This is a genomic window from Demequina aestuarii (genome assembly GCF_000975095.1).
Taxonomy (GTDB): Bacteria; Actinomycetota; Actinomycetes; order Actinomycetales; family Demequinaceae; genus Demequina; species Demequina aestuarii.
Genome location: NZ_BBRD01000001.1, coordinates 1,193,819 through 1,220,690, shown reverse-complemented (window position 1 = coordinate 1,220,690; position 26,872 = coordinate 1,193,819). Strand labels below are relative to the sequence as shown.

The window sequence follows — 26,872 nt, the reverse complement described above, 5'->3', positions numbered from 1 at the left end:
ATCAGCGTACGGACTAGTACGAGGCCCGGCCTCTGCCGCCTTGCTTCGCCCGGTACATCGCCGCGTCCGCAGCGCGCAGGAGGTCGTCCGGCGCCTGTCCCGCATCGGCGATGGCGATCCCGATCGAGACGCCCACCTCGTACTCCGACCCACCGACCAGCAGCGGTGCCGAGAACGCCTCCACGATGCGCGCGGCGGCGGCGTCTGCGTCCGCAGCGCGCGCGCCTTCGCACACCACGACGAACTCGTCCCCGCCGATGCGCGCCACGGTGTCCTGGCTGCGGATCGTCGAACGGATGACGTTCGCCGCGGCGATGATCACCGCGTCACCCGCCCCATGGCCCTCCGAGTCATTGATCGCCTTGAAGCTGTCCAGGTCCGCGAACAGCAGGGCCACCGGCACCTCCCGCTCCCGTTTGGCGAGTGCCTGCTCCATCCGGTCGCCCAGGAGTCGCCGGTTAGGCAGCCCAGTCAGGGGATCGTGGAGCGCCACCCGGGCGAGTTCGGACTCCGCCGCTCTCAGGAGCGCCGCGTTGAGGTCGTGGCGGATCTCGCTCGCCTCCAGGAGCGCGAGGCGGTCCCACGGCGTGGACTTGCCTGCCACACTCTGGCTCCACGACGCGAACGAGGTCCGCGGGGTCAGCGGCGTGGCGCGGTTCGCCAACGATTGGTCCCCCAGCCACGTGACCGCGGATACCGTCTCTCGTCTGAACCAGGCCAAGTAGTCGCCGTCGGTGCCGAAGGGCACCACCAGCACTCCCGCGACCTGGGGCATCAGGACGTGGAGCTGCGGATAGTCGGTGCTCACCGCATCGGACACCACGATGGCCGTGTCGGTGCCCGTGAGACTCGCCAGCAGCGCGGGGTCGATCACCGCGTCAGGCGCGTCGGCGATCGACATCGACTCCCCGTCGACATGCAACGTGGCGCCGTCCGCAGGGATCAGGTCCAACAGGGTGAACTCTCCGTGCAGCAGAGAGGACGCGAGGTCTTCGCTCGATCTCACCTGGCGCGCGAGACTGGCCCTGACGGTGCGGACCGCGTCGATGCGCGTCAGTCTCTCGATCTCCGCGGCCGTCCCCAGCTGCATCGAGACCTGCCGGGCGAGGACGGAGAGACCCTCGCGCAGCAGGAACGGGAGGCGCTTGGAGGACCGGTGAGCACAGGTGATCATGCCGATCAGCTGGTCGCCGTGCACCAAGGACAACGACAGGGTGGTCACCTGCCCCATGTTCCTCATGAACTCCATGTGGTGCGGCGACACGCTGCGAAGCTCCGCTTGTCCGAGGTCGAGCGGTTGGCCGGACAGCGGGTTGAGAGCCGGCACCAGCGGTGCGGGCGGCAGGTCGTCCAGCACGATGGCGCGCGTCAGCTTGGTCAGGTACAGCTGCCGGGCCTGCGCCGGGATGTCCGATGCAGGGAAGTGCAGACCCAGGTACGGTTCCAATCCCTCGACGACCTCCTCCCCCACAACCTCACCGTGGCCGTCCGGGTGGAACCTGTAGACCACCACGCGGTCGTACCCGGTCAAGTGCCGGAGCTCGACAGCCGTTCGTGCGTAGATCTCGGGCACCGTGGCCGCTGTGCTCAGGCGGTGGATCGCCGCGTGCACGGACGCCGCCGAGAACTCGCTCGCTATCACCGGCTCGCACTCGACGATTCCCACGGGCCCCGCCTCATGGACGATCACGTCGAAGCGCCTGCCGTTGATACGAGCCGAGACCGGATTGGCCGCGAGACCCCGGTGGTCGATGATCGCGCGACACTCCTCGACGGCCTCAGCCCCCATGAGATCCGCCACCGTGGTTCCGGTGAGCGCTGCGGCCGCGATGCCCAGGATGTCGATCGCGTTCTCTGACACCTGAATGACCGTGAAGGTCTCCAGGTCGACGCTCAGCAGGGCGCCGTGCGGCTGGACGGATCCGGGGACACGAATCAGTTCGCGCGCACATGCCTCCAGGCGCTCTCGCTCGTCGGCGCTGGAGGTCACGTCCGAATGCACGATCTGAGGAGCGTTCTGTGGGCCGCTCGGCACCCGCGGCAGGGCCACCGCGTCGCCGGTGTCGCGGTCGTCAGAGTGGTCGGGGACGAATGTGTTCGTCACGGTACCGGCCGTCCCGTGCCGCTGCCCGCGATCGACGTCATGGCACTCGACTCGAGCCGTCGCTCAGAGGGCGATCCACCGGCGGTGCTGGGTCCTGCGGTGAGGATCGCGCGACGGTGCACGTACCGCAGATCGACGAGATCGTAGACGAGGCACCCCTTCCGTGTCACTCAGCTTCTCTCGATGGTATGCCTCTCGACTACCCTTCGAACGCCAAGCGGTGCCACGCCGTGCCGCCTTGTGACACAACCCACTCGTCGACGCCAGGGACGTCGCACGGTGCCGTGGACGACTCCCCGGGGCCGTTGCTCCGCACGGCGAACCCTCTAGTGAGAGATCTGCTCGACGGAGCCGTCGTCATCGGCCTCAGCCACGAAGTCCACGCCGGCCTCGGCGCGCTGCTCGGGCGTGATGGGGGCCGGAGCCGCGGTGAGCGGGTCGTAGCCGCCGCCCGACTTCGGGAAGGCGATGACGTCGCGGATCGAGTCCGCGCCGGCGAGCAGCGCCACCACGCGGTCCCAGCCGAACGCGATGCCGCCGTGAGGGGGCGCACCGAACGAGAACGCCTCGAGAAGGAACCCAAACTTCTCCTGGGCCTCCTCCTCGCCGATCCCCATCACCGTGAACACCCGCTCCTGCACGTCCTGGCGGTGGATACGGATGGACCCGCCGCCGATCTCGTTGCCGTTGCACACGATGTCGTAGGCGTACGCGAGCGCCTCGCCAGGGTTCGTGTCGAACGTGTCCATGAACTCGGGCTTGGGCGACGTGAACGCGTGATGCACCGCAGTCCATGCGCCCGAGCCCACCGCGACGTCGTCGTCATCGTCGTCGCCTACGGCCTTGAACAGCGGCGCGTCGACGACCCACACGAACTCGAACCTGTCCTCGTCGATCAGCCCCACACGGCGGCCGATCTCGAGGCGCGCCGCGCCCAGCAGCGCCCGCGACGGACCGGGCTTGCCTGCGGCGAAGAACACGCAGTCGCCCGGCTCGGCGCCCACGGCCTGCGCCAGTCCCGCACGCTCCGCGTCGGAGAGGTTCTTCGCCACCGGACCGGTCAGCTCGCCGTCAGCACCGATCAGCACATAGGCGAGGCCGCGTGCGCCGCGCTGCTTGGCCCAGTCCTGCCAGGCGTCGAGCGTGCGGCGAGCCTGGTCGGCTCCGCCCGGCATCACGACGGCGCCCACGTAGTCGTTCTGGAACACCCGGAACGGGGTGTCCTTGAAGTACTCGGTGAGCTCGGTCAGCTCAAGCCCGAACCGGAGATCCGGCTTGTCAGAGCCGAACCGCGCCATCGCATCGGCGAAGGTGATGCGCGGAATCGGCGTCGAGATCTCGTGACCCGCGAGGGCCCAGAGCTCGCGGACGATCTCCTCGCCCAGCGCGATGACGTCATCCTGGTCGACGAAGCTCATCTCGACATCGAGCTGCGTGAACTCCGGCTGACGGTCCGCGCGGAAGTCCTCATCCCGGTAGCAGCGGGCAATCTGGTAGTACCTCTCCATGCCTGCCACCATCAGCAGCTGCTTGAACAGCTGAGGGGACTGCGGCAGTGCGTACCAGGAACCCGGCGCGAGGCGAGCAGGCACCAGGAAGTCGCGCGCACCCTCGGGCGTCGAGCGCGTGAGGGTGGGGGTCTCGATCTCGAGGAAGTCGTGGCGGTCCAGTACCCGGCGGGCGGCCTGGTTCGCCTTCGAGCGCAGCACCATGTTGGCGCGCGGCTGAGGGCGACGAAGGTCGATGTAGCGGTGCTTGAGGCGCGCCTCTTCGCCGACGGTGACGTGCTCATCGACGGGCATCGGCAGCGGAGCGGACTCGTTGAGGATGGTCACATCGGTGACGACGACCTCGATCTCGCCCGACGGCAGGTTGGCGTTCGCGGAGCCCTCGGGCCGCTCACGCACCTCACCGGTCACCTGGATCACGTATTCGTTGCGCAGGCTGTGCGCGACCTCCTCGCGGATCACCACCTGGGCGAAGCCAGAAGCGTCGCGCAGATCGATGAAGGCCACTCCCCCGTGATCACGGCGACGGCCCACCCACCCGGCGAGGGTGACGGTCGAGCCGGCGTCGGACGCCCGGAGGTTTCCAGCGAGATGGGTGCGAAGCACAGTGAGCCTTTCTGGCGCGCGGGAGGCGCGCGGGGTGACGGCGGGAAGAGTGAGTTCGAGTCTAGCGGCGCTGCAGGCGTGCGGCCGATGCGCGGGCGGGGCGGGTCAGTCGGTGACGATGCGCGGGCGGGCGTCCTCTGCCGGGGGTTCCCAGCTCGCGGCATCCGCCGCGACCTGGTCTCCCGAACGGATGTCCTTGACCTCGCCCGAGTCCGCGAACCACACGAAGGGGATCCCTCGTCGGTCGGCGTACTGAATCTGCTTGCCGAACTTCGCCGCAGCGGGCGCGACCTCCGTGGCGATGCCCCGCGCACGCAGCGCGTCGGCGACCTCGTTGGACGTCGCCCGGGTCGCCTCATCCGTCACCGCGACCAGCACGGCCGTGGGAACCGCACGCGACGCCCTGGCCAGGTCCGCGCCGATGACGCGGCTCACCAGCCGGCTCACACCGATGGACATGCCCACGCCCGGGAACCCGCCGCCCGCGACGAGGGAGTCGTAGCGGCCCCCCGAGCAGATCGAGCCCAGGTCCTCGTGGCCTGCCAGGAACGTCTCGTACACCGAGCCCGTGTAGTAGTCGAGCCCCCGCGCGATGCGGAGGTCGGCGATTGCGGTGCCGGGCACGGCGGCGTTCACTCCCTCCACCAGGGCCACCAGCTGCGCCAGTCCTTCACGCAGCTCGGCCTGCGGTCCGTCGACGTCGTCGATCGTCGGAGTGGTCGCCCACAGGTCCTCGACGGCCTCCACGAACCCCGCGTCTCGCGCGCTGATCCGTGCGAGCTCGAGCACCGCATCGGCCGCCGTGTCGCTCACGCCCTTGCCGGTGAGCTCGGCGCGCACGCCGTCCGCACCGATCTTGTCGAGCTTGTCGACGCTGCGCAGCGCGCCGGCGACGTCGTCGATGCCGACGCCACGGTAGAAGCCTTCAACGAGCCTGCGGTTGTTGACGCGCATGGTCGCGGCAGGGACGGGCAAGGCGGCGAGAGCGCGCGCCATGACCACGGCGACCTCGACCTCGAGGTGTGCCGGCAGCGACTCGCGGCCCACCACGTCGATATCGGCCTGATAGAACTCGCGGTATCGCCCCTCCTGCGGGCGCTCGCCGCGCCACACCTTCTGGATCTGGAATCGCTTGAAGGGGAAGGCGAGGGCGTGCTGGAACTCCTCGACATAGCGAGCGAACGGCACGGTCAGATCGAAGTGCAGCCCCACCTTCGACTCGGCGTCGGGTTCCGCGCCCAGCCGACCGAGCGTGTAGATCTCCTTGGCGGCATCGGACTTGCCTGCCAGGCGATCCAGCGGCTCGACTGCCCGCGTCTCGATCTCCGCGAAGCCGTGGAGGCGGAACGTCTCGCGCAACGACTCGATCAGCTGCGACTCGACGACGCGCTCAGCGGGCGTCCACTCGGGGTATCCGGACAGGGGTCTCACGCGTGCCATGGCGCCATTGTTCCACCCCGCCAGGGCTGGTACGTGCGGGGCCTCCCGACTCCTAGACTGGGGCGCCGAGGGCGCGCCGCGTCCCGCACCGTCGTGGAGGAGTTGCCATGTCGCACCAGCGTTCCAGGAACGCCGCCCGCGAGTACGAGAAGCGCCGCCGTGAGGCGCTCGAGCGCAAGCATGCCGAGCACGACGAGGCGCGCCAGCAGAGCCGTCGTCGCTGGCGCATCGGCGCGATCGTGACCGCCGTCGTGGCAGCCGTGGCGATCATCGCCTGGGTGCTCAGCACCCTGCTCGGCACCCATGACGAGTCCCTCGAGGCGGCCATGCCCAGCGAGTCGCCATCTGCCGTGGACGCCACGCCCGAACCGTCAGCGACCGACCCAGCTGCCGAGCCCACCCCCACCGCCAGCACCGATGAGTTCGGGTGGGCGACGTCGGGCGAGGCCCCCGACCCCTCTCTGGCCGAGGGTCGCACCTGGACCGCCACCATGAGCACCAGCGTGGGCGACATCGTGATCGAGCTCGACGGTGCCGCGGCCCCCCAGGCCGTTGCGAGCTTCATCGCTCTCTCGGACGAGGGCTTCTTCGACCAGACGGAATGCCACCGGCTCACCACGTCGGGAATCTACGTGCTGCAGTGCGGGGATCCCCTGGGAACCGGCACCGGCGGCCCCAGCTACCGCTACGGGCCCATCGAGAACGCCCCAGCGGACGGCGTGTACCCTGCGGGCACGCTCGCGATGGCGCGCGTCGGCAACGATGCGGAATCCATGGGCAGTCAGTTCTTTGTGGTCTACCAGGACTCCACCATCCCCTCCGACGCCGCCGGTGGGTACACCGTGTTCGGGCAGGTCGTCGAGGGTCTGAGTATTGTGGAGGGCGTTGCCAGTGCCGGAACGATCACAGGCGAGCCCGACGGGCGCCCGGCACAGTCCGTCATCGTGAACGAGGTGTCCCTGTCATGACCACCCCCAAGCCCACTCCGCGGCCCAAGCCCCGCCCGCCCGTAGGGCCGAGCCCCGCCGTCGTGGCGGCGCACGCGACCCACCCGGTGAAGGTGCCGGTGGCGAGCGACGTCACCGAGGAGGAGCTGGCTGCGGCCGCCGCTTTCGCAACCGTCGCGGACGAGGAGGTCTCGGTCACGGACGGCGACGACACCAGAGTCGTCGGCCCCGCCAAGGGTGACGACCCCCTCAAGCCGTACGTGAAGGCCTACTTCGAGCTCAAGGCATCGATCGAGCGCTTCCACGCCCGCCTCGAGTCTGCGGGTCTGTCGCCCAAGGACATCGACGAGGCCCTCACCGGTCTGCGCGAGTCGCTCGTCGCGCCTGCCGCTGTGGGCGACCTCCCCGCGCTCCGCGAGAGGCTCGACATCGTCGCCGGCGAGGCGGAGGCCATCCGGGAGCGCATCCAGGAGGAGAGGCGTGCCGCTCGCGAAGAGGCGCTCGCCGACCGTGAGCGCATCGTCGCCCGCGCCGAATGGATCGCCGAGAAGCCAGAGGCCCAGGTCCACTGGAAGGACGACACCGCCGAGCTGCGGTCGCTGCTCGACGAGTGGAAGGCCTCCCAGCGAGGCAACGCCCGCATCCCCAAGGACGCCGAGAAGGCGATGTGGAAGCGGTTCACCACTGCGCGGTCGTCCTTCGAGAAGGCGCGCAAGCACCACTTCGCCGAGCTGGACCGCGCGAACTCCGACGTCGCCTCCCGCAAGGAGCAGCTGGCCGCACGGGCCGAGACGCTTGCCGAGTCCACGGACTGGGACCGCACCGCGCGCGAGTTCCGTGACCTCATGGCCGAGTGGAAGCGCTCCGGTCGCGGGCGCCGCAGCGTCGACGATGCGCTGTGGAAGCGATTCCAGACGGCGCAGGACGCCTTCTTCGAGTCACGCCGGGCAGCCTCGAACGCCGAGGACGAAGCCCTTGCGGACAACGTCGCGGCGAAGGAGGCCGCAGTCGCCGAGGCCGAGGGGATCCTCCCGATCAAGGACCTGAACGCGGCGAAGCAGGCGCTCCGCGTCGCCCAGGACCGGTTCGAGGACGCAGGGATGGTTCCCCGCGGGGATGTCGCGCGTCTCAACAAGCGGATGGGCGCGGTCGAGAAGGCCGTGAGAGACGCCGAGGACGCGCGCTGGCACCAGCGCAACCCCGAGATCGAGAGACGGGCCACCGGAGCCGCCGCACAGCTGCAGGCGGCGATCGCGGGGCTCGAGGACGACCTCGCCACGGCAGAGTCGAAGGGCGACAAGCGCCGCATCAAGGAGGCCGAGGAGGCTCTCGCAGCGCGGCGGTCGTGGCTCGAGCAGATCGAGGGCGTGGTCAAGTAGTCCACCACAGGTCGGCGACGGCCTGCCCATCACCACTGTCCACAGCACGGCCGGACGCCCAACCGCGGGGCGTCCGGCCGTGCGACACTGCGGCGCATGTGGATCGTGCGCCGGACCGACATCGGTCGCCTCGCCTACGGGCGCCTGGTGCGCGACTCCGTGATCGCACCCCTGCTTCCGGGAGTCGCGCTGCCGCTCGACATCCCGGACAGCGCCGCGATTCGCCGCCGCGTGCTCGCGGAATGCGTGCCCGCCGGCTGTCAGGCCACTGGAATGGCTGCGCTGTGGGCTCACGGGGTCGGTGAGCGACCCGCCGTCATCGACATCCGGTGCCCCGTGGGCCGTCACGTCCGTGCGTGGACCGCGCCCGTGCCGGTGGTCTTTCACGGCGTGGGGATCGCCGCCCCGCACTCCCCCGTCGCCGACGTCACCACTGCGACGGCCGATGCGCGGCGCTGGCCTCCCGCGCCGGGAGACGCGGAGACAGTCAGTACGGGCGGCGCTTGGCGCCCGTGAGGCGTCGCGCGTCGTACACCCCGTCGATCTTGCGCACCGCGGCGATGACGGCGCCCAGGTGCGACGGGTCCGCCATCTCGAAGGTGAACGTGTTGAGCGCCACGCGGTCCTGATTCGTCGAGACGTTCGCGCCGAGGATGTTGACGTGATAGTCCGACAGCACTCTCACGACGTCGCTCAGCAGCCGGTTGCGGTCCAGTGCCTCCACCTCGATCTGCACCATGAACGTGGCGTCCGACTGCCCCGTCCACTGGACGTCGATGAACCGCTCCTGCTCGCTCTCGAGAGCGCTGAGGTTCTGGCAGTCCGCGCGGTGCACGCTCACACCGTTGCCGCGCGTGACGAATCCTCGAATGGGGTCTCCCGGCACTGGCGTACAGCACTTGGCGAGCTTGACCACCACGTCGGTGAGACCGTGCACCGAGATCCCGGGGTCGCCGCGCCGCGCCCGTGCGACGCCAGTGCCCGGTCGCGTGATCTCCGTGACGTCCTCATCCGCGCCCTCGGCTCCGCCGACCGCTGCCACCATGCGTGCGACCACGTCGCCCGCCTGCTCCTTATGCTCGCCGATCGACGCGTACAGAGAGTCCACGTCGTCGTAGTGCATCTCTTTGGCGAGCGCGAGCAGCGTCGACTTGGACATCAAGCGCTGCATCGGCAGATGCTGGCGGCGGATCGCGCGAGCGAGCATGTCGCGGCCCGTCTCGATCGACTCCTCGCGACGCTCGCGGGTGAACCACTGGCGGATCTTGTTGCGCGCACGGGCGGACTGCACGAAGTCGAGCCAGTCCCGCTTGGGGTGCGCGTTCTCGTCGGACGTGGTGAGCACGTCCACGGTGTCGCCGTTGTCGAGCGTCGAGTCGAGTGGCACGAGCCGGCCGTTGACCTTGGCGCCGATGGTCTTGTGGCCCACCTCGGTGTGCACCGCGTAGGCGAAGTCGACCGGGGTGGCCCCTTGAGGAAGCGCCAGCAGCTTGCCGCGCGGCGTGAAGACGTAGACCTCGGCGCGCGAGATTTCGCCGCGCAGCGCGTCGAGGAACTCGGTCGGGTCTGCGGTCTCCTGCTGCCAGTCCGCGATCTGGCGCAGCCAGCCCATGTCGCCGCTGCCCCCGCTGCCGCTCGTTCCGCCCCCACGCTCCTTGTATCGCCAGTGGGACGCGAGGCCGTACTCCGCCCGACGGTGCATCTCGTGAGTGCGGATCTGCAGCTCGACCGGCTTGCCGCTGGGCCCGATCACCGTGGTGTGCAGCGACTGGTAGAGGTTGAACTTGGGCATCGCGATGTAGTCCTTGAAGCGGCCCGGCACCGGCTGGTAGCGCGCGTGCATCGCTCCCAGCACCGCATAGCAGTCGCGGACGGAATCCACCAGGATCCGCATGCCCACGAGGTCGTAGATCTCGTTGAGGTCGCGACCTCGGACGATCATCTTCTGGTACACCGAGTAGTAGTGCTTGGGGCGGCCCGTGATCACGCCCCGGATCTTCATGGTCTTGAGCTCGGTCTCGATCTCGGCCCTGATCTCCGCCAGGTACCGCTCGCGCTCGGGTGCGCGCTCCGCGACGACGTCGACGATCTCCTGGTAGATCTTGGGATAGAGGGTCTTGAACGAGAGGTCCTCGAGTTCCCACTTGATGGCGTTCAGCCCCATGCGGTGCGCGAGCGGCGCATAGATCTCGAGCGTCTCCTGCGCCTTGCGGCGCGCGCTCTCCGGCGACACGTGCTTCCAGGTGCGGGCGTTGTGCAGCCGATCAGCGAGCTTGAGCAGCAGCACCCGGATGTCCTTGGCCATCGCCACGACCATCTTGCGCACGGTCTCCGCCTGGGACGCGTCCCCATACGAGACCTTGTCCAGCTTGGTCACTCCGTCCACGAACGTCGCAACCTCGTCGCCGAACTCCTCGCGGATCCGGTCCAGAGGGTGCTCGGTGTCCTCCACGACGTCATGAAGAAGCGCCGCGGCGATCACCGTGTCCGGCAGGCCCATGTCGGCGATGATCTGCGCGACCGCGATCGGGTGGATGATGTACGGCTCGCCGCTCTTGCGCTGCTGGCCCCGGTGGGCCTCGTCCGCGATCCGATACGCGCGCTCGATCATGCCCGTCTTCGCGCGCGGATACATGCGGCGGTACGTGTCGAGCACGCCGTCGATCGCGGTGGGCTCTTTCGCCGGACGGCGCAGGAACGCGAGCGGCCCCGTGGGCGGCGAGGAGTGGCGGGTGTCGGTCACTCGAGCCTCCTTCACGATTCGCGGTGGCTGGCCGCGCCGGGGTGAAGGCTCAAGTCTACTGGCGGCTCGAGGTGCCTAGTGGCGGCCCTTGCGGCGAGGCTGTGCCTTGGTGCCGCGGTGCTCGCCCGGCTGGAGAGCGCCCACTCGCACCGTGCCGTCCTCGTGCACCACGACGTCGGCCTCTCCCGACTCACGCAGCGCGAGCACCTTGGCGGTGTGCTCCTGGATCCGCGCCTCGCGGCGGCGCAGTGCCACCTCGAGCGGAGTCGCGACGAAGACCGACGAGTACGTGCCGACGGCCATGCCGACGAACAGCGCGAGGGCGATGTCGCTCAGCGTGCCTGCACCCAGCAGGAACGACCCGATGAACAGGATCGACCCCACCGGCAGCAGTGCGACGATCGACGTGTTGATCGAGCGCACCAGGGTCTGGTTGACCGCGAGGTTCGCCAGCTCGGCGTACGTGTAGCGGCTCTGCGCCGTCAGGTCCTGAGTGTTCTCCTTGACCTTGTCGAACACCACCACGGTGTCGTAGAGCGAGTAGCCCAGGATCGTCAGGAAGCCGATGACCGATGCGGGCGTCACCTCGAAGCCCACCAGGGCGTAGATGCCCACCGTGAAGAGCAGGTCGTGCAGCAGCGCGATGATCGCCGCGGCCGCCATGCGCCACGCGCGGAAGTACAGCGTGATGACGGTGAACACCAGAAGGAGGAAGATCACCAGCGCCTGCAGGGCCTTGGCGCCGACCTCCGCTCCCCACGTGGGACCGATCTGGTCGAAGCTGATGTCGTCGAGCGGGACGCCGTATGCCTCGGCCAGCGCGTCCCCGAGCGCCTGCTGGTCGGCGTCCTCCAGGACGCCCAGCTGCACCCGCAGGTCGTTGTCGCCGAGCACGCTGATACGGGGCTCCTGGGCGGGGTCGATCGCGGCGATCGCCTCTTCGGCGGGACCCGAGTCAGTGTCCGACACATTGGCGAGCACGTACTGCGTGCCACCGGTGAAGTCGATGCCGGGGTTGAGGCCCTTGCCCAGGAGCAGGCCGAGCGCCACGAGCATCAGGATCGCGGAGGCGATGAAGAAACGCCCGCTGTACTGGACGATCGGGTAGGTCTTCTCCCCCGAGTGGAGCTTGTTGCCCCAGGTGGCGAGGTTGGCGCTCATCGTGAGTCCCCCTTCGGCTCGGTGCCCAGAGGCGACTGAGAAGCATCGGTTGCTGACGCGTCGGGCGTGGTGACCTTGGCGCGCCGCGCCGCCGCCTTGCGCTCGGCGAGCGTGAGGCCGTCCGTGCTGGCGGTGGCCGCCGTGCCGGTGCGGACGCGGCCGCGGCCCTTGTAGAGCGCCTCGCGTCCCAGCTGGCGCGGGTCCAGCCCAGACCAGCGGTGGCCCTCGCTGAAGAACGAGGTCCGTGCGAGAAGCACCATCAACGGGTGGGTGAACAGGAACACCACGAGCACGTCCAGCAGCGTGGTGAGACCCAGGGTGAAGGCGAAGCCTCGCACCCCGCCCACGGCGAGCGCGTACAGGGTAAGGGCTGCCAGCAGCGACACCGCGTCGGACGCCAGGATCGTGCGGCGCGCGCGGCGCCACGCGTGGTCGACGGCGGACTGCAGGGACCGGCCCTCGCGCAGCTCATCGCGGATGCGCTCGAAGTACACGATGAACGAGTCCGCGGTCACGCCGATCGCGATGATCAGGCCCGCGACTCCCGCGAGCGACAAGCGATATCCGAGCCCCCACGACAGCAGTGAGATCACGCCGAACGTCGTGGCGCCCACGATGATCAGCGATGCGATGGTCACGAGGCCGAGCGCGCGGTACTGGAACAGCGAGTACAGGAAGACCAGGAACAGGCCGATCATGCCGGCGATCAGGCCCTTCTCGAGCTGATCGGCACCCAGGGTCGCGGAGATCTGCTGGTTCGACTGCACCTCGAGGCTCAGCGGCAGGGCGCCGAACCGGAGCTGGTTCGCGAGCTGCTCCGCCTGCTCCTGCGTGAAGTCACCGGTGATCGACGCCTCGCCGTTGGTGATGCGGTTGTTGACCACCGGGTAGGAGATCACGACGCCGTCGAGGACGATTGCGAACTGATTGCGAGGCTGCTCCAGGTTGAGCAGGCGGGTGGTGACGTCGCCGAACTTGGAGGCGCCCTCGTTGTTGAACTGCAGGCGGACCTCGTAGCGACCCGTGAGCGTGCCCGTCTGCGAGGTCTCGGGGCCGCTGGTCGCCGTGTCGAGGTCGTCGCCCTCGATCTCGACCGGTCCCATCGCGAGCTTCGCGAGGCCGAACTCGGCGCACGCCGCGTAGCCGACGTCGGGGTCGCCCATCGACCGGCCGCCGAGGTTCTCGGGGTCGAGGCAGTTGAGCGACTCGAACTCCTCGAGCAGCGTCTCGTCGAGCCATGCGAACGAAGACGGGTCCTCGGGCTCGACGGTCTCGTCGCCGGGGGCCGCCGTCGGTGCGGCTGTCGGCTCCGCTGTCGCCTCAGGGGCGGGAGTGGCCGATGCGCCGGTCTCGGTCACCGTCTCGGTGCCCGTCACGAGGTTGGCGACCTCGGACGCGGAGGGCGACGGCTCGGGGGTAGCCCCGGCCGATGCGCCAGGCGTGGGCTCGTCGCTGGGACTTGCGCTCGGGTCGGGGATCGGGGTCGACACGCCCGGGTCGCCCACGACCAGCACGGGGCGGAACTGCAGCTGCGCGGCCTGCGACACGAGATCGATGGTCGACTGCGGCGGATTGCCGGGAAGCGCGACCACGATGTTGCTTCCCTGAGTGGTGATCTCCGCCTCGGCGACGCCGGAGGCATCCACGCGGTTGCGGATCACCTCGACGGCCTGCTCGAGGTCGGTCTGCTCGATCTGCTGATCCGAGCCCTCCGTGAGGACGGGAGTCAGGATGATCTGGCGACCGCCGGCGAGGTCGAGCGCGAGGCCCGGGGTCCACGACGCGTTGCCTGACAGGACGCCGGCAGAGAGCAGCCCGAAGATCGCGACAACGATCGCTCCGAGCCAGATCAGCGACTTGCGCGCGCTCTTGGTGACTTTCGACACAGAATTCCTCACGATGTAGAAGTGCTCATGAGAGCCCTGGCGATTCTAGGGGTGAAACGGGGGCGCGTCGAACCGCGTTCAGTCGAAGAGTCGCCCACCAGGGGTGCCGGGAAGCGCGCCTGCAGGAGGCTCGAGTCCCAGGTGCGCCCACGCATCGGCCGTCGCGATACGTCCGCGTGGGGACCTGCTCATGAGCCCCTCGCGCACCAGGAACGGCTCGGCGACCGTCTCGACCGTCTCCGACTCCTCGCCCACGGATACGGCGAGCGTCGACAGCCCCACCGGTCCGCCGCCGAACCGCGTGCACAGCGCGCGCAGCACGGCGCGGTCGAGGCGGTCGAGGCCGCGCTCGTCGACCTCGTACACGATGAGCGCCTGCTGAGCGGCCGCGAGGTCCCCCGTGCCGCTGCCGTGCACTTGTGCCCAGTCACGCACGCGGCGCAGCAGACGGTTCGCGATGCGCGGCGTGCCGCGCGAGCGCGACGCGATCTCGGCCGCTGCGTCGCTGGCGATCTCGAAGCCGAGCTTGCCCGCCGAGCGTCCCACGATGCTGTGCAGTTCGTCGTCGGAGTAGAAGTCCAGGTGAGCGGTGAATCCGAACCGGTCGCGCAGCGGCGCCGGCAGCAGCCCGGCTCGCGTGGTGGCACCGACGATCGTGAAGGGCGGCAGGCTCAGCGGGATCGAGGTCGCGCCCGCTCCCTTGCCCACGACGACGTCCACGCGAAAGTCCTCCATCGCGAGATACAGCATCTCCTCGGCAGGACGCGCCAGGCGGTGGATCTCGTCGAGGAACAGCACGTCACCCTCATCGAGCGAACTGAGGATCGCGGCAAGGTCGCCCGCGTGCTGAATCGCAGGGCCGGAGCTCACACGCAGGGTCGCGCCCATCTCCCCTGCCACGATCATCGCGAGCGTCGTCTTGCCCAGCCCGGGCGGACCGGACAGCAGCACGTGGTCGGCGGTCGCGCCGCGGCTCACGGCCGCACGCAGCACCAGAGACAGCTGATCGCGCACGGTGCGCTGACCGACGAACTCATCGAGGCTGGTGGGCCGGAGCGCTGCCTCGTTCGACCGCTCGATCGCGTCGGCATCGGCGTCGACCACGCTCGCCTCGAACGGCGCCATCTCGTCGTGCTCGCGGTCGTCAGGCACGCGCCCCGCCCATCGCCTTGAGCGCCGCCTTCAGCGTGGTCGGCACGTCCGCGTCCGCGATCGGCGTCGGGGCCACGTTCTCGACGGCCTTGGCGGCCGCCTTCTGGTTCCACCCGAGGGCAACGAGCGCCTCCTCGACCTGGTCCCGCGCATCGGGCGTCGTCGGAGTCGCCGAGGGCTCCGGAAGCGACAGCTTGCCGCCCAGCTCGAGCAGCAGCCGCGCGGCGACCTTCGCACCGATGCCGGGCACCTGCTCGAGAGCCTGACGATCGCCGTTCGCCACGGCTTGCGAGAGCGACTCCGGAGAGTGGACCGCCAGCATCGCGAGGGCGAGCCGCGGCCCGACGCCCTGCACCGACTGCAGCGCCTCGAACGTGTCGCGCTCGGACTCCGCCGTGAAGCCGAACAAGGTGAGCGACTCTTCGCGCACCACGAGCTGCGTGAAGAACCGCGCCTCCTGGTGAGCACGGAGCTCAGCCAGAGTGGCTGGAGTGGAGTGCACGAGGAGACCGACGCCCCCGACCTCGACCACTGCGGTCGAGGCGCGCACCGACAGCACCGTGCCTGCCAGCTGTGAGATCACAGCGCATCACCTCTCACGCGGGACTCCTATCGAACATGTGTACGAACACGCTACGGGACGCGGCACCGCCACCGAACACGACTCGCCGCACCTCACCCACGACGTCGCGACGCGCGCTCGGCGTCAGCCCAGCGTCGCTGTGCGGCCGTGGTCGCGGCGGATCCCACCGGCGCGGCCCCACCCTTCCACGCATGCGTGATGGCGATCGCCAGCGCATCGGCGGCATCCGCCGGTCGGGGTGGCTCGGCGAGGCCGAGCACTCGGGCGACCATGTAGCCCACCTGGGGCTTCGCCGCGCGGCCGTCTCCGGTCACGGCCGCCTTCACTTCCGACGGCGTGTAGAGAGCCACCGGCAGTCCCCTGCGCTGGGCCGCGAGCATGACCACTCCGGAGACCTGGGCGGTGCCCATCACGGTGCGCACGTTGGCCTGAGCGAAGACCCGCTCGAGCGCGATCGCATCCGGCCGGTGCTGGTCCAGGACGGCCTCGAGGGCGTCGGCCAGGCGCGCGAGCCGCGCGGGGACGTGATCCCCTGCGGGAGAGGTGGCGGCCTCCACGTGCACCAGGCTCACCTGCCGCGCGCCAGCGGCGTCGATCACGCCCAGCCCGCAACGGGTGAGGCCGGGGTCGACGCCGAGGATCCTCACGAGAACGGAGGGCGGGCTGCCGCTACTCGGCGGCCGCCGCCTCCAGCACCTCATCGGAGGCGTCCATGTTGGCGAACACGTTCTGGACGTCATCGCAGTCCTCGAGAGCGTCGATCAGGCGCAGCATCTTCTTGGCGCCGTCCACGTCGAGCTCGATCTTGACCGACGGGACCCACGTGGCCTCGGCGGAGTCGTAGTCGATGTCCGCCTCTTGCAGCGCGGTGCGCACGGCCACCACGTCCGTGGCCTCCGACGTGATCTCGAAGACCTCGCCGTGGTCCTCGATCTCCTCGGCACCGGCGTCGAGCGCGGCGACCATGAGGTCATCCTCCGTGACGCCCGAGTCCTTCGAGACGATGATCTGTCCCTTGCGCGTGAACAGGTACGCCACGGAGTTGGGGTCCGCGAGGGTGCCGTTGTTGCGGGTCAGCGCGGTGCGCACCTCCATCGCGGCGCGGTTGCGGTTGTCCGTGAGGCACTCGATCAGCATCGCGACGCCGTTGGGGCCGTATCCCTCGTACATGATGGTCTCGTACTCGCTGCCGCCGGCCTCGAGGCCCGCTCCACGCTTGAGCGCACGATCGATGTTGTCGTTCGGCACCGAGGACTTCTTGGCCTTCTGGACCGCGTCGAAGAGCGTGGGGTTGCCGGCCATGTCCGCGCCACCCGAGCGGGCCGCGACCTCAATGTTCTTGATGAGCTTGGCGAACAGCTTGCCGCGCTTGGCGTCGACAACCGCCTTCTTGTGCTTGGTGGTTGCCCATTTGGAGTGGCCGGACACGTGATGCTCCTCAACGGATTCAGGTAGTGGACTGCCCGCCAGTCTAGAGCGTCACTCCCCCGCGCTCACGCAGACACCAGGAGTCGAGCACGTACGGTGCTCCGCCAGCAGCGCGCGTCACCCGAGCGCGGCGACCGCGGCCGCCCCGGCGGCCCCGCACGCCGCCGCCCACACGAAGCTCGAGAGCGTGCCGATGATGAATCGTTCCGCGGTCTCGCCGCGCAGCCCCGCCTGCGCGTCGCGCAGTTCCGGGTAGCGCCCGAGGCCCTTGACAGCGATCACGACCGCGACCGCCTCGGGGTGCCCCGCCATCACCGCCCCTGCGATGGCGAGCCGTTCGAGCACGCCGATCCACATGCCGCCACGCAAGAGGCCCGGGGTCTCGGTCTCGGGTTCGACGCGCCGCAGCAGCCATGCGACCAGCGGCGAGCCGAGCGCCGCTGCCGCCACCAGCGCGGCCACCACCACACTCACCTCGGCAAGGACCGACATGTGGAGGCTCCTCTCGCTTCTGCGCGCACCAGCAGGTCCGCGGCGACGGGTCGCGCGCGGCGTTCCTCGTCGAGCATGGCAGATGTCACGCGCTGACTCACCGCCTGCTCGGAGATGCCGAGCCGTGTCGCGACCTCGCGCTGAGTGGAGTCGGGGCCCAGCAGGTCCGCGACCTCCCAGCCCGCCTGTGAGCGGCGGCGCACCACCGCGGCCAGCAGTTGCAGCACCGCCGTGGCGCTCTCGGCAGCGTCGGCATCCTCGCCCGCGGCCACCACCGGCATGGGCTCCGACCGTCCGCGGGCGCGCTCCACCGCCTGCCGGGCGTGCACGAAGGCCGCGCCGGAACTGGCGCGGGCGCTCTCCCCCCACGGCTCATTGACGGGGCCCGCGCCCACCCCGACGGACCAGTCGCCCACGCGCATCAGGTGCAGCGCGAGGTCCACGGCGGCTACCGGGCCGGTCAGCACGATCTGCACCTCGTCACCGACCGTGCGCTCCAGCGGCAGCGCCACGTCCGCGCTCCAGCGCTCTATCCACGGGCGCAGCTCGCTCAGGAGCGACTCGACGCGGTCGCCCTTGCGAGTGCTGCCGCGCTGGTCGGCGGTGACGACGAACATGGCTCAAGGATAGAGCCTTGATATGCGAACATCAAGTCCTCAGGCTGGAACTACGTGCCCATCGCGTGCGCTGCCCTCACGCCTGCGCTCACACCTGAGACAGCAGCAGTGCGTGCACGCGCGCATCTGCGGAGATCTCCGGGTGGAAGGACGTCGCAATTGCAGCGCCGTGCCTCACCGCGACCGGGTGGCGCTCGCCGTCCGGCCCCGTGGCCGTGGCGAGCACCTCGACGCCGTCGTCGTACGACTCCACCCAGGGCGCGCGGATGAAGGTGGCGTGCATAGGGCTGCCGTCCGGCTCCCACACCAGGTCCACCTCGGCGGAGTCGACCTGGCGCCCGAAAGCGTTGCGTCGCACCGTCATGGGAATCGCCCCCAGGGTCTGCTGGCCCTCGATGCCGTCACGCAGGTCCCGCGCGAGCAGGACCATTCCGGCGCACGAGCCGAGCACCGGCAGTCCGGCGGCGATGCGCGCCACGAGGGCATCTCGCAAGTCGAAGGCTCGTAGCAACTTGTCCATGGTGGTCGACTCTCCCCCAGGGATCACCAGTCCATCGACGGCGTTCAGCTCTGCGAGCCGACGCACGCGGACCACGTCGACGCCGAGGCCCTCGAGCATCGCCTGATGCTCTCGAACGTCGCCCTGCAGCGCGAGCACTCCCACGGTGGTCATTCGGCAACCTCTCCCAAGTCGATGGTGTCGCCCTCCCAGGCGAGGAAGGCGTCCCAGCCGCCTCTCAGCTCCGCCGGGAACACCTCGATGGGGGTGTTCCGCAGGTCGGCGGCCGTCATCCACTGGACCGCGTCGATGGTCTCCCGCTCCACCTCGGTCCACTCCTCTGCGGTGCGCTGCCGCTGTTCCGCATCTGCCAGCCGTCCCACGAAGATCTCCTCGTACTGCACGTAGGGTCGCGAGGCGAAGTCGAATATGGCCGTGCGCCGCCAGACGGGCCCGGCGAGCTCGTGCTCCTCCAGCACCCAGCCGGTCTCCTCAGCGAGCTCGCGCACCGCCGCCGCACGCATCGTCTCGTGAGCCTCGAGTCCGCCCCCGGGCGTGAACCAGAACGACCGGCCCTCCTCGTGAGGGTCGTGCCCCCGGACCATGAGCACAAGCGGCGCATCGGGGCTCGAGTCGTCCACGAGCAGCACCCGCGCGCCGCGGCGCGCGATCCGGTCCCCGGCCGATGCGCCCGCAGCCGGACTCTCCAGCACGGGGCTGCGATCGTCGGGCGGCTGCGGGGCGTCGGTCACGGAGGGTCCGGGCGCGGGACTACCAGCCGCGCTCGGCGAGCCGGTGCGGCTCGGGCTCGTCCTCGACGTTGATGCCCACCATCGCGTCGCCCAGCCCGCGCGAGACATCCGCGATCACGGCAGGGTCGTCGAAGAAGGTGGTCGCCTTCACGATCGCCTTCGCGCGCTCCGAGGGGTTGCCGGACTTGAAGATTCCGGAACCGACGAACACACCTTCGGCACCCAGCTGCATCATCATCGCGGCGTCCGCGGGCGTCGCGATGCCGCCAGCGGTGAAGAGCACCACGGGCAGCTTGCCGGTGGCCGCGATCTCCTGGACCAGCGGCAGCGGGGCCTGCAGTTCCTTGGCGGCCACGTAGAGCTCGTCCTTCGGCAGGGACGCGAGGGCCTTGATCTCGGCGCGGATCTGACGCATGTGGGTCGTGGCGTTGGACACGTCTCCTGTGCCCGCCTCGCCCTTCGAGCGAATCATGGCCGCGCCCTCAGAGATGCGACGCAGCGCCTCGCCCAGGTTGGTGGCGCCGCAGACGAACGGCACGGTGAAGTTCCACTTGTCGATGTGGTGGGTGTAGTCGGCGGGCGTCAGCACCTCGGACTCGTCGACGTAGTCGACGCCAAGGGACTGCAGCACCTGCGCCTCGACGAAGTGGCCGATGCGCGCCTTCGCCATCACGGGGATCGAGACCGCGTCGATGATGCCCTGGACGAGGTCGGGGTCGCTCATGCGTGCCACGCCGCCCTGCGCCCGAATGTCCGCCGGCACGCGCTCGAGTGCCATGACGGCCACCGCTCCGGCATCCTCGGCGATCTTCGCCTGCTCGGGTGTGACGACGTCCATGATCACGCCGCCCTTGAGCATCTCGGCCATGCCCCTCTTGACCAGGTCGGTGCCTACCTGGGGGGTGGTGACGTCGGCGGTATCGCTCATGCGGTGCTGTCCTTCGCTGGCTGGGGATGGAATTCCGCGTCCATTCTAATCGCGTCGCGGTAGGTCTCTTCGATGCGGGGGGCGACCTGGCGCCAGTCAAAGGTGCCAGCGCGGGCTCTGCCCCTGCTCGCGAGCTCCTTGCGCGCCTCTGGATCGCCCAGCAGCGCGTTCACGCGCGCCGCCAGTTCGACGGAGTCGCCCACGGTGTGCATGGCCACGCAGACCTCGCCCTCGGAGTCCGTCGCGACGTCGCGGAAGGCTACCAGGTCGCTCGCGACCACCGCCGCGCCGGCCGCCATCGCCTCCACGAGCACGATCCCGAAGCTCTCGCCCCCGAGGTTCGGCGCGCAGTACACGTCCACGGAGGACATGAAGCGCGCCTTCATCCCTTCGTCGAGTTCTCCCACCACCTCGGCACCGCCGCGCGCGGCACGCGCGGCGATCCGGTCCGAGAACCGACCCGCGACGAGGAACCGGGCGCGCGGGTACCGGCGGCGCACGTGCGGGATCGCAGCCAGGAACTCGTCGAGGCCCTTGCGGGACTCGTCCATGCGGCCCAGGATCCCGATGGTGGGCGCGTTCTTGGTGCCCCGCCACTCCTTGACCTGGGGCGCATCCGTGTAGGCGGCCGTGTCCACCCCATTGGGGATGATGTGCGTGGCCGCTACCCCCAGGTGTTCCTTCACCGTGCGGTCAGCGGACGGCGACACGGCGATGCGGGCGTCGAGCTCCTCGTAGCCGGGCTTGATGAACGGCTTCGCGATGCGCATGATGCGCGAGTGGTCGTTCGACGTGTGGAACGTGGCGACAGTGGGGCCGAGCCGCGCCCACATCGCGATCACGGAGAGCGACATGGTGCCCGGCTCGTGCAGGTGCACCACGTCGAACTGCCCCTCACGCAGCCATTTGCGCACCCGCATCGCGGCGGCCATGCCGAAAGTGATGCGCGCGGTCGAGCCGTTGTAGCGCACCGGCAGCGACCGTCCGGCGGTCGTCACGTACCCCGGCACCGTCGTGCCCGGGGCGGCGGGGGCCAAGACCGAGACCTGGTGCCCGCGCGCGAACAGCGCCTCGGCGAGGTCCATCACATGCAACTGGACGCCGCCGGGGCGATCGAACGAGTACGGGCACACGATGCCGATTCTCATGACTGCCACCCGAACCTCTGGAGCATGTGCCAGTCCTCGGGGTGCTCGGCGATGCTCTCCGCCATCCAGCTCGCCCACGCCTGGCTCACGTCCCCGACGCGCGTCTCCTTGGGGAACTGGGCAGGGTCGATGACCGGTCCGAACGTCATCACGACTCCCCACCGCGAATGCGCGGCACGACGACGGGCGCCCGTGAGGCGCTCGTAGTGCAGCATCACTGGCAAGACCCGGATGCGGGCCGCCGCCGCGACGGCTGCGGGGCCCGGCGCGACCTTGACCGGGCGACCCCACATCTCCACCTCGACCCCACGGCCCGAGATGTCACGGTCAGAGAGCAGGCAGATCAGCCCCCGGTCCCCGCGCCCCAGCTCGATCAGGCGACGGAACGTCGACCCTCCCTCGTGGCCGAGCACACGGATGCCCACCCGCTCGCGCATGGCGACGAACTCGTCGAAGACCTCGCGCGGCTTCAGCACCTCCGCGACCGCCGTGATCGGAGTGAGATTGCGCGAGGCCCAGGCCCCCACCATGTCCCAGTTGCCGCAGTGCGACAGCACGGCCACGACGGGCTCATCGCCCTCCAGCAGCTCGCGCACGTCCTCGAAGTTCTCAGTGCGAGCGCGGGCGTCGATCTGGCTCTCGGTCATGCGACCCAGCTCGAGCACCTCCGAGTAGTACCGCGCGGCGGACGCCATGCCCCGCCGCGACAGGCGGCGCAGCTCGCGTCCCTGGAGCCCTGTGACGCGGTGCAGGTTGTCTTCGAGCCGCACGGTGGGCTTGGCATGGGTCGCCCATGCCCACCACGACACGGCCGATGCGGCGGCCCGGCTCGCGCCCACGGGCAGCCTTCCTGACACATGCCAGGCGGTGAGGAACGCGTTCATCGATCGGCGTCGCGGTCCGCGCCGTCCGTCGCCGGCTCGCCGGGGTGGTGCTCGGGGTGATCACCGTAGTCGAGCGAATCGCGGTGATGGTCCTGGTGGTCACGCAAGTCCTCGCGGTTCGCGCGCACCACCGCCATGGTGCGTTGTCCGACGGTGAATGCGGCGGCGGCCGCCAGCAGGAACAGGGTCCAGGTGAGCACGGCGACGGGCACCCCCAGGCCCACGAGGGCCGTGGCGGTCAGCGTGATGACCAGTCGGTCCGAGCGTTCTGCGATCCCTCCCGACGCCTCGACGCCGAGCGACTCCGCCTTGGCCCGCGCGTACGGCACGAAGGATCCCATGGTCAGGCACAGCAGCGCGGCCAGCGCCGTGGGGGCCGAGTCCTCCCGGAAGCCCCACACGAGCGCGCCGAAGATCGCCGCATCGGCCACGCGGTCGAGCGTCGAATCCAGGTACGCGCCGAGCCGCGACGTCTTGCCGGACAGACGCGCCATGGTGCCGTCGAGCATGTCGGTCACGACGAAGAACGTGATGACGAGGACTCCCCAGAACATCGCCATGCCGCCGCGAGGCAGCAGCACGATCGCTCCCATGACCACACCGATCGTGCCCACGATCGTCACCGCGTTGGGGTGAATCCCCATTCGCAGCAGCGCCTTCGCGGGCGCCTGCCAGATTGCGGCCATCAGCGGCCGCAGTTTGCCGAACATGTGTAACCTCCCGGTCGTCAGACCTCGCCCCAGGCGCTGGTCAGGCGCTCCCAGGTGTCGTCGAGCAGTTCCGGGACCGCTTTGGTGCGGCCGATGATGGGCAGGAAGTTCGAGTCGCCGGTCCACCGTGGCACCACGTGCTGGTGCAGGTGCTCCGAGATCCCGGCGCCGCCCACCTGGCCCTGATTCATGCCGATGTTGAAGCCCTTGGTGCCGCTCACGTGGGTCAGCACCCGCATCGCGGCCTGCGTCAGCGCTCCCATCTCGTCGCGTTCCGCATCGGTCGCCTCGGTGTACCAGCCGACGTGACGATACGGGCACACCATGAGGTGGCCGGGGTTGTACGGGTACAGGTTGAGAACCACATAGCAGTGCTCGCCCCGGTGGACCACGAGGCCTTCCCGATCATCGCCCGTGACCTTGGTGCACAGCGGGCACTCGTGAGCGCCGGTGTACTCGGGCCGGTCGGACGAATGACGGACGTAGGCCATGCGATGCGGGGTCCACAGGCGCTCGAAGCCGTCGGCCTCGCCGCCCATCATCTCGCCGTCGACGATCTCTGCCACTGGAACTACACCTGCGCCTTGGTCGTCACGGCCTCGACGATGCGTGCCACCGCATCGGCCACGGGCACGCCGTTGTCCTGGCTGCCGTCGCGCAGTCGGAACGACACCGCGCCCGCCTCGGCGTCCTCGCCGCCGGCGATGAGCACGAACGGAATCTTCTCCTTGGACGCCGAGCGGATCTTCTTGGGGAACCGCTCGTCCGAGGCGTCGAGCTCGGCCCGGATGCCGTGCGCGCGCAACTGGGCGACCACGTCGCCGAGGTACTCGTCGAACGCATCGGCCACCGGGATCGCGCGCACCTGCACCGGTGCGAGCCAGACGGGGAAGGCGCCCGCGTAGTGCTCCGTGAGGATCGCGAAGAAGCGCTCGATCGACCCGAACAGCGCGCGGTGGATCATGACCGGCCGCTGACGGCTGTTATCCGAGGCGGTGTACTCGAGTTCGAAGCGCTCCGGCAGGTTGAAGTCGAGCTGAATGGTCGACATCTGCCACGAACGCCCGATAGCGTCACGCGTCTGCACCGAGATCTTGGGCCCGTAGAACGCCGCGCCGCCAGGGTCCGGCACCAGTTCCAGGCCCGAACCCTCCGCGACCTCACGCAGGGTCTCGGTCGCCTCTTCCCAGATCTCCTCAGAGCCGACCGACTTCTCGGGGTTGCGGGTCGACAGCTCCAGGTAGAAGTCGTCGAGCCCGTAGTCCTTGAGCAGGTCGAGCACGAAGGTGAGCAGGCTGTTCAGCTCGTCCTTCATCTGCTCGCGCGTGCAGTAGATGTGAGCGTCGTCCTGCGTGAAGCCGCGCGCGCGGGTGAGCCCGTGCACCACTCCCGACTTCTCGTAGCGATACACGGTGCCGAACTCGAACAGGCGCATCGGCAGCTCGCGATACGAACGCCCGCGCGCATCGAAGATCAGGTTGTGCATGGGGCAGTTCATGGGCTTCAGGTAGTAGTCCTGGCCCTGCTTGGTGACGTTGCCCTTGTCGTCACGCTCCTCGTCCATCTGCATCGGCGGGTACATGCCGTCCGCGTACCAGTCGAGGTGACCGGAGGTCTCGAAGAGCTGCGCCTTGGTGGCGTGCGGGGTGTAGACGAACTCGTAGCCGGATTCGATGTGGCGCTGGCGCGAGTACTCCTCCATCTCGTGGCGGATGATTCCGCCCTTGGGATGGAAGACAGCGAGGCCGGAGCCGATCTGGTCGGGGAACGAGAACAGGTCGAGCTCGGCCCCCAAGCGGCGGTGGTCGCGGCGCTCCGCCTCGGCGAGCCGCTCCTTGTAGGCGGTGAGCTCCTCCTTGGTGGGCCACGCCGTGCCGTACACGCGCTGCAGCTGGGGGTTCTTCTCGGAACCCTTCCAGTAGGCAGCGGCCGAGCGCATCAGCGACCAGCCGTTGGCGAGCAGCTTGGTGCTCGGCACGTGGGGGCCGCGACACAGGTCCTTCCAGGCCACCTCTCCGCCACGTCGCACGTTGTCGTAGATGGTGATGTCGCCGTCGCCGATCTCGACCGAGGCGCCCTCGGCACCGTCCGCCTCGTGGCTCAGCAGTTCGCACTTGTAGGGCTCCTGAGACAGCTCGGCGAGCGCCTCCTCGCGCGTCACATCGCGACGCACGAACGCCTGGCCCTCCTTGACGATGCGCTGCATCGCCTTCTCGAGCTTCTTGAGGTCCTCGGGGGTGAACGGCTCCTCGACGTCGAAGTCGTAGTAGAAGCCGTTCTCGATGGGCGGGCCGACGCCCAGCTTCGCGTCGGGGTGCGCCTGCTGGACCGCCTGCGCGAGCACGTGCGCGGTCGAGTGACGCAGCACCATCAGGCCGTCGGGCTCGTCGATCGTGACGGCCTCGACGCTCGCGCCGTCGGGGAGCTCGCGAGCCAAGTCCCACAGCTCGCCGTTGACGCGCATCACGAGCACCTCGCGGCGCTCGGCGAACAGGTCAGTGCCCGTCGTCGTCGCGTCGGCCTGTCGCTGGTCGCCGTCGACGGTCAGGTTGATGGTGGGCACCAGTGATCTCCTCGGGTTCGTGCGATTGTCTGCGTCGCGCGCTCACGCGCACGGACGTCACCCGACGATGCTACCGACATGCAGGCACTCACCCTCGCTCGCGCGCCGCGCTCACACGGACGCGGGCGTCAGCGCGAGGCGGCCGACGCGCCCCTCATCACCGATTCGGCGGTGTCAAGCCACGCCGTGGCGATGGACTCATCCTCCGCCCCGGCCACGAGCGACAGCACGTTGGCGGCGACTCGCGCCCGCAACTCGTCCATCCCGAAGCATGCGCCGAAGGCCTCCATCACCTGCGTGGCGACCGCGGGTACGCCTCGGTAGCCCTCCGGGTCGAGCTGCGGGAGCACCATCATGTGCGCGACCATGCACGCGCAGTCGTCGATGCGCCGGCCCGGCCCGAGCGTGTCGAGGTCGATCACTGACTCGACGCGGGTGGGCGCCGCAGCATCGTCGAGGTAGATGTTCGCGGCGTGCAGGTCGCCGTGGGTGGCGACCGTCGGGTGCTCGGGCGCGGCGGCCAGCACCGCCGTGATGCGCCGCTCGAGCGCCTCCACCCGATCGTGAGGCAGTCCTTCGTCGATCGCCATCCGCGCGTACTGAGAGATGCGGTCGGGCACCGGGGGGCGGTGATCCAGGGCGGTGGCATCCGCAGGCAGCCGATCCATCGCCGCGAGCAGCATCGCGGGGTCGATGGGTGCCGGGTCGGAACCGTCGGGCCGGTGCAGGGCACGGGTCATGGGGGTGCCGTGAGCCTCCTGCACCACCACGATGCCGTCGCCCGCGTCGAGAGCGATCGGGGCGAGGTCGCACATCCGGTGACGAGCAAGCATCGCTTCGGCGCGGTCGGGCCGCACCACCTTCACGTACCAGGTGCGCCGCCCGTCCTCAGCGACGGTGCGGACCCTCAGGACCGCCCTGCGCATGGGCCGCATCACGATCATGTCGAGCGACTCGATGGTGATCGTCCGCCCGGTCGCGGTGCTGAGCCGGGGAGCGAGAGTCTCGGGGACGCACGCATCGGCGAGGCCGGGAAGGTACGGATCCGCCGGGTGGCGCCACACATGCACCTCGCCGTCGTCCGACGACAGGCGGACGGCCTTGGCGGCCGCCCGCTGCTCGTCCGTGAGAGACACCGTCGACGCGACAAGGTAGAGGCGCTCTCCCCCGGCGAGGACGTCGTACCCCACCGAGGTCTCGGCTGCCGGCCGGGCGTTGACCGAATCGACGGTCCAGGACTCGAGCGGGATCTCCATGGTGGCGAGCGCGGTCGACAGGATGTCGCCGGCCTGGGGCCCGGTCAGCAGCGGCGCTGCCGCATGATCGCTCGCCATGTCTCATC

At 69.5% G+C, this 26,872-nt stretch carries 24 protein-coding genes; 3 read left to right on the top strand and 21 right to left on the bottom strand.

What is annotated here, in order from left to right; translation table 11 throughout:
• Positions 1-13: 13 nt before the first annotated feature.
• The 3 genes from AOP72_RS05765 to hisS all read right to left on the bottom strand — a co-directional run bounded on the left by AOP72_RS05765 (position 14) and on the right by hisS (position 5,658).
• Entirely contained in the window at positions 14-2,104 is a 2,091-nt protein-coding gene (locus tag AOP72_RS05765) for a bifunctional diguanylate cyclase/phosphodiesterase (protein WP_062133603.1), read from the bottom strand.
• A gap of 326 nt (positions 2,105-2,430) precedes the next feature.
• Complete coding sequence (gene aspS / locus AOP72_RS05760) at positions 2,431-4,218, bottom strand: aspartate--tRNA ligase (protein ID WP_062133600.1); 1,788 nt, start codon at positions 4,216-4,218, stop codon at positions 2,431-2,433.
• 105 nt (positions 4,219-4,323) lie between these two features.
• A complete protein-coding gene (gene hisS, locus AOP72_RS05755) occupies positions 4,324-5,658 on the bottom strand; it encodes a histidine--tRNA ligase (protein WP_062133597.1) in 1,335 nt (444 codons plus the stop codon).
• Positions 5,659-5,765: 107 nt separating this feature from the next.
• Here hisS and AOP72_RS05750 point away from each other — a divergent pair, with 107 nt between their 5' ends.
• From AOP72_RS05750 to AOP72_RS05740, 3 genes are all read left to right on the top strand, one after another.
• A complete protein-coding gene (locus AOP72_RS05750) occupies positions 5,766-6,626 on the top strand; it encodes a peptidylprolyl isomerase (protein WP_062133594.1) in 861 nt (286 codons plus the stop codon).
• Entirely contained in the window at positions 6,623-7,984 is a 1,362-nt protein-coding gene (locus AOP72_RS05745) for a DUF349 domain-containing protein (protein ID WP_062133592.1), read from the top strand. The genes AOP72_RS05750 and AOP72_RS05745 overlap by 4 nt, the downstream gene beginning before the upstream one ends.
• Before the next feature lie 96 nt (positions 7,985-8,080).
• Positions 8,081-8,500, top strand: coding sequence for a hypothetical protein (locus AOP72_RS05740; RefSeq protein ID WP_062133589.1), 420 nt, complete (start codon positions 8,081-8,083; stop codon positions 8,498-8,500).
• On the opposite strand, the gene AOP72_RS05735 is transcribed toward AOP72_RS05740, so the two are convergent.
• The 18 genes from AOP72_RS05735 to AOP72_RS05650 all read right to left on the bottom strand — a co-directional run bounded on the left by AOP72_RS05735 (position 8,472) and on the right by AOP72_RS05650 (position 26,864).
• Positions 8,472-10,727 carry a RelA/SpoT family protein gene (locus AOP72_RS05735; protein WP_062133587.1) on the bottom strand — a complete coding sequence of 752 codons (2,256 nt, stop codon included), beginning with the start codon at positions 10,725-10,727 and terminating at the stop codon, positions 8,472-8,474. The two genes, AOP72_RS05740 and AOP72_RS05735, sit on opposite strands and share 29 nt — an antisense overlap.
• 75 nt (positions 10,728-10,802) lie before the next feature.
• On the bottom strand, positions 10,803-11,888 hold the full coding sequence (secF, locus tag AOP72_RS05730) for a protein translocase subunit SecF (protein ID WP_062133584.1): 1,086 nt from the start codon (positions 11,886-11,888) through the stop codon (positions 10,803-10,805).
• Positions 11,885-13,774, bottom strand: coding sequence for a protein translocase subunit SecD (secD, locus tag AOP72_RS05725; RefSeq protein WP_238581617.1), 1,890 nt, complete (start codon positions 13,772-13,774; stop codon positions 11,885-11,887). Before secD ends, secF begins: the two co-directional genes overlap by 4 nt.
• A 78-nt stretch (positions 13,775-13,852) precedes the next feature.
• Positions 13,853-14,899 carry a Holliday junction branch migration DNA helicase RuvB gene (gene ruvB / locus AOP72_RS05720; protein ID WP_062136915.1) on the bottom strand — a complete coding sequence of 349 codons (1,047 nt, stop codon included), beginning with the start codon at positions 14,897-14,899 and terminating at the stop codon, positions 13,853-13,855.
• 19 nt (positions 14,900-14,918) lie between these two features.
• Positions 14,919-15,509 (bottom strand): Holliday junction branch migration protein RuvA, encoded by a 591-nt coding sequence (ruvA, locus tag AOP72_RS05715; RefSeq protein ID WP_062133578.1) that lies wholly within the window; start codon positions 15,507-15,509, stop codon positions 14,919-14,921.
• Positions 15,510-15,601: 92 nt separating this feature from the next.
• On the bottom strand, positions 15,602-16,156 hold the full coding sequence (gene ruvC, locus AOP72_RS05710; protein WP_238581616.1) for a crossover junction endodeoxyribonuclease RuvC: 555 nt from the start codon (positions 16,154-16,156) through the stop codon (positions 15,602-15,604).
• A gap of 22 nt (positions 16,157-16,178) precedes the next feature.
• Entirely contained in the window at positions 16,179-16,937 is a 759-nt protein-coding gene (locus AOP72_RS05705; RefSeq protein WP_062133572.1) for a YebC/PmpR family DNA-binding transcriptional regulator, read from the bottom strand.
• 117 nt (positions 16,938-17,054) lie between these two features.
• On the bottom strand, positions 17,055-17,429 hold the full coding sequence (locus AOP72_RS05700; protein ID WP_062133569.1) for a hypothetical protein: 375 nt from the start codon (positions 17,427-17,429) through the stop codon (positions 17,055-17,057).
• Entirely contained in the window at positions 17,408-18,046 is a 639-nt protein-coding gene (locus AOP72_RS05695; RefSeq protein WP_062133566.1) for a hypothetical protein, read from the bottom strand. The genes AOP72_RS05700 and AOP72_RS05695 overlap by 22 nt, the downstream gene beginning before the upstream one ends.
• A gap of 88 nt (positions 18,047-18,134) precedes the next feature.
• A complete protein-coding gene (pdxT, locus tag AOP72_RS05690) occupies positions 18,135-18,719 on the bottom strand; it encodes a pyridoxal 5'-phosphate synthase glutaminase subunit PdxT (RefSeq protein ID WP_062133563.1) in 585 nt (194 codons plus the stop codon).
• On the bottom strand, positions 18,716-19,297 hold the full coding sequence (locus tag AOP72_RS05685) for an NUDIX hydrolase (protein ID WP_062133560.1): 582 nt from the start codon (positions 19,295-19,297) through the stop codon (positions 18,716-18,718). Before AOP72_RS05685 ends, pdxT begins: the two co-directional genes overlap by 4 nt.
• A 19-nt stretch (positions 19,298-19,316) precedes the next feature.
• Positions 19,317-20,225 carry a pyridoxal 5'-phosphate synthase lyase subunit PdxS gene (gene pdxS, locus AOP72_RS05680; protein ID WP_062133557.1) on the bottom strand — a complete coding sequence of 303 codons (909 nt, stop codon included), beginning with the start codon at positions 20,223-20,225 and terminating at the stop codon, positions 19,317-19,319.
• Positions 20,222-21,373 carry a glycosyltransferase family 4 protein gene (locus tag AOP72_RS05675; protein ID WP_062133553.1) on the bottom strand — a complete coding sequence of 384 codons (1,152 nt, stop codon included), beginning with the start codon at positions 21,371-21,373 and terminating at the stop codon, positions 20,222-20,224. The genes pdxS and AOP72_RS05675 overlap by 4 nt, the downstream gene beginning before the upstream one ends.
• The gene (locus tag AOP72_RS05670) at positions 21,370-22,257 is read right to left on the bottom strand and encodes a phosphatidylinositol mannoside acyltransferase (RefSeq protein WP_062133550.1); all 888 of its coding nucleotides are present in this window, start codon (positions 22,255-22,257) and stop codon (positions 21,370-21,372) included. Before AOP72_RS05670 ends, AOP72_RS05675 begins: the two co-directional genes overlap by 4 nt.
• Entirely contained in the window at positions 22,254-22,967 is a 714-nt protein-coding gene (pgsA, locus tag AOP72_RS05665) for a phosphatidylinositol phosphate synthase (RefSeq protein ID WP_084631344.1), read from the bottom strand. The genes AOP72_RS05670 and pgsA overlap by 4 nt, the downstream gene beginning before the upstream one ends.
• Positions 22,968-22,984: 17 nt before the next feature.
• Positions 22,985-23,509 (bottom strand): HIT family protein, encoded by a 525-nt coding sequence (locus AOP72_RS05660; protein ID WP_062136912.1) that lies wholly within the window; start codon positions 23,507-23,509, stop codon positions 22,985-22,987.
• A gap of 29 nt (positions 23,510-23,538) precedes the next feature.
• Positions 23,539-25,530, bottom strand: coding sequence for a threonine--tRNA ligase (thrS, locus tag AOP72_RS05655; protein WP_062133544.1), 1,992 nt, complete (start codon positions 25,528-25,530; stop codon positions 23,539-23,541).
• Positions 25,531-25,658: 128 nt separating this feature from the next.
• On the bottom strand, positions 25,659-26,864 hold the full coding sequence (locus AOP72_RS05650) for an aminoglycoside phosphotransferase family protein (RefSeq protein WP_062133541.1): 1,206 nt from the start codon (positions 26,862-26,864) through the stop codon (positions 25,659-25,661).
• Positions 26,865-26,872 lie beyond the last annotated feature (8 nt).

Excerpts from the sequence above, each read along its gene's own strand:
- hisS (WP_062133597.1), bottom strand. The coding sequence starts at position 5,658 with ATGGCACGCGTGAGACCCCTGTCCGGATACCCCGAGTGGACGCCCGCT.
- AOP72_RS05750 (WP_062133594.1), top strand. The coding sequence starts at position 5,766 with ATGTCGCACCAGCGTTCCAGGAACGCCGCCCGCGAGTACGAGAAGCGC.
- AOP72_RS05745 (WP_062133592.1), top strand. The coding sequence starts at position 6,623 with ATGACCACCCCCAAGCCCACTCCGCGGCCCAAGCCCCGCCCGCCCGTA.
- AOP72_RS05740 (WP_062133589.1), top strand. The coding sequence starts at position 8,081 with ATGTGGATCGTGCGCCGGACCGACATCGGTCGCCTCGCCTACGGGCGC.
- secF (WP_062133584.1), bottom strand. The coding sequence starts at position 11,888 with ATGAGCGCCAACCTCGCCACCTGGGGCAACAAGCTCCACTCGGGGGAG.
- ruvB (WP_062136915.1), bottom strand. The coding sequence starts at position 14,899 with ATGGCGCCGTTCGAGGCGAGCGTGGTCGACGCCGATGCCGACGCGATC.
- AOP72_RS05700 (WP_062133569.1), bottom strand. The coding sequence starts at position 17,429 with ATGTCGGTCCTTGCCGAGGTGAGTGTGGTGGTGGCCGCGCTGGTGGCG.
- AOP72_RS05695 (WP_062133566.1), bottom strand. The coding sequence starts at position 18,046 with ATGTTCGTCGTCACCGCCGACCAGCGCGGCAGCACTCGCAAGGGCGAC.
- pdxT (WP_062133563.1), bottom strand. The coding sequence starts at position 18,719 with ATGACCACCGTGGGAGTGCTCGCGCTGCAGGGCGACGTTCGAGAGCAT.
- pdxS (WP_062133557.1), bottom strand. The coding sequence starts at position 20,225 with ATGAGCGATACCGCCGACGTCACCACCCCCCAGGTAGGCACCGACCTG.
- AOP72_RS05675 (WP_062133553.1), bottom strand. The coding sequence starts at position 21,373 with ATGAGAATCGGCATCGTGTGCCCGTACTCGTTCGATCGCCCCGGCGGC.
- AOP72_RS05670 (WP_062133550.1), bottom strand. The coding sequence starts at position 22,257 with ATGAACGCGTTCCTCACCGCCTGGCATGTGTCAGGAAGGCTGCCCGTG.
- pgsA (WP_084631344.1), bottom strand. The coding sequence starts at position 22,967 with ATGTTCGGCAAACTGCGGCCGCTGATGGCCGCAATCTGGCAGGCGCCC.
- AOP72_RS05660 (WP_062136912.1), bottom strand. The coding sequence starts at position 23,509 with ATGATGGGCGGCGAGGCCGACGGCTTCGAGCGCCTGTGGACCCCGCAT.
- AOP72_RS05650 (WP_062133541.1), bottom strand. The coding sequence starts at position 26,864 with ATGGCGAGCGATCATGCGGCAGCGCCGCTGCTGACCGGGCCCCAGGCC.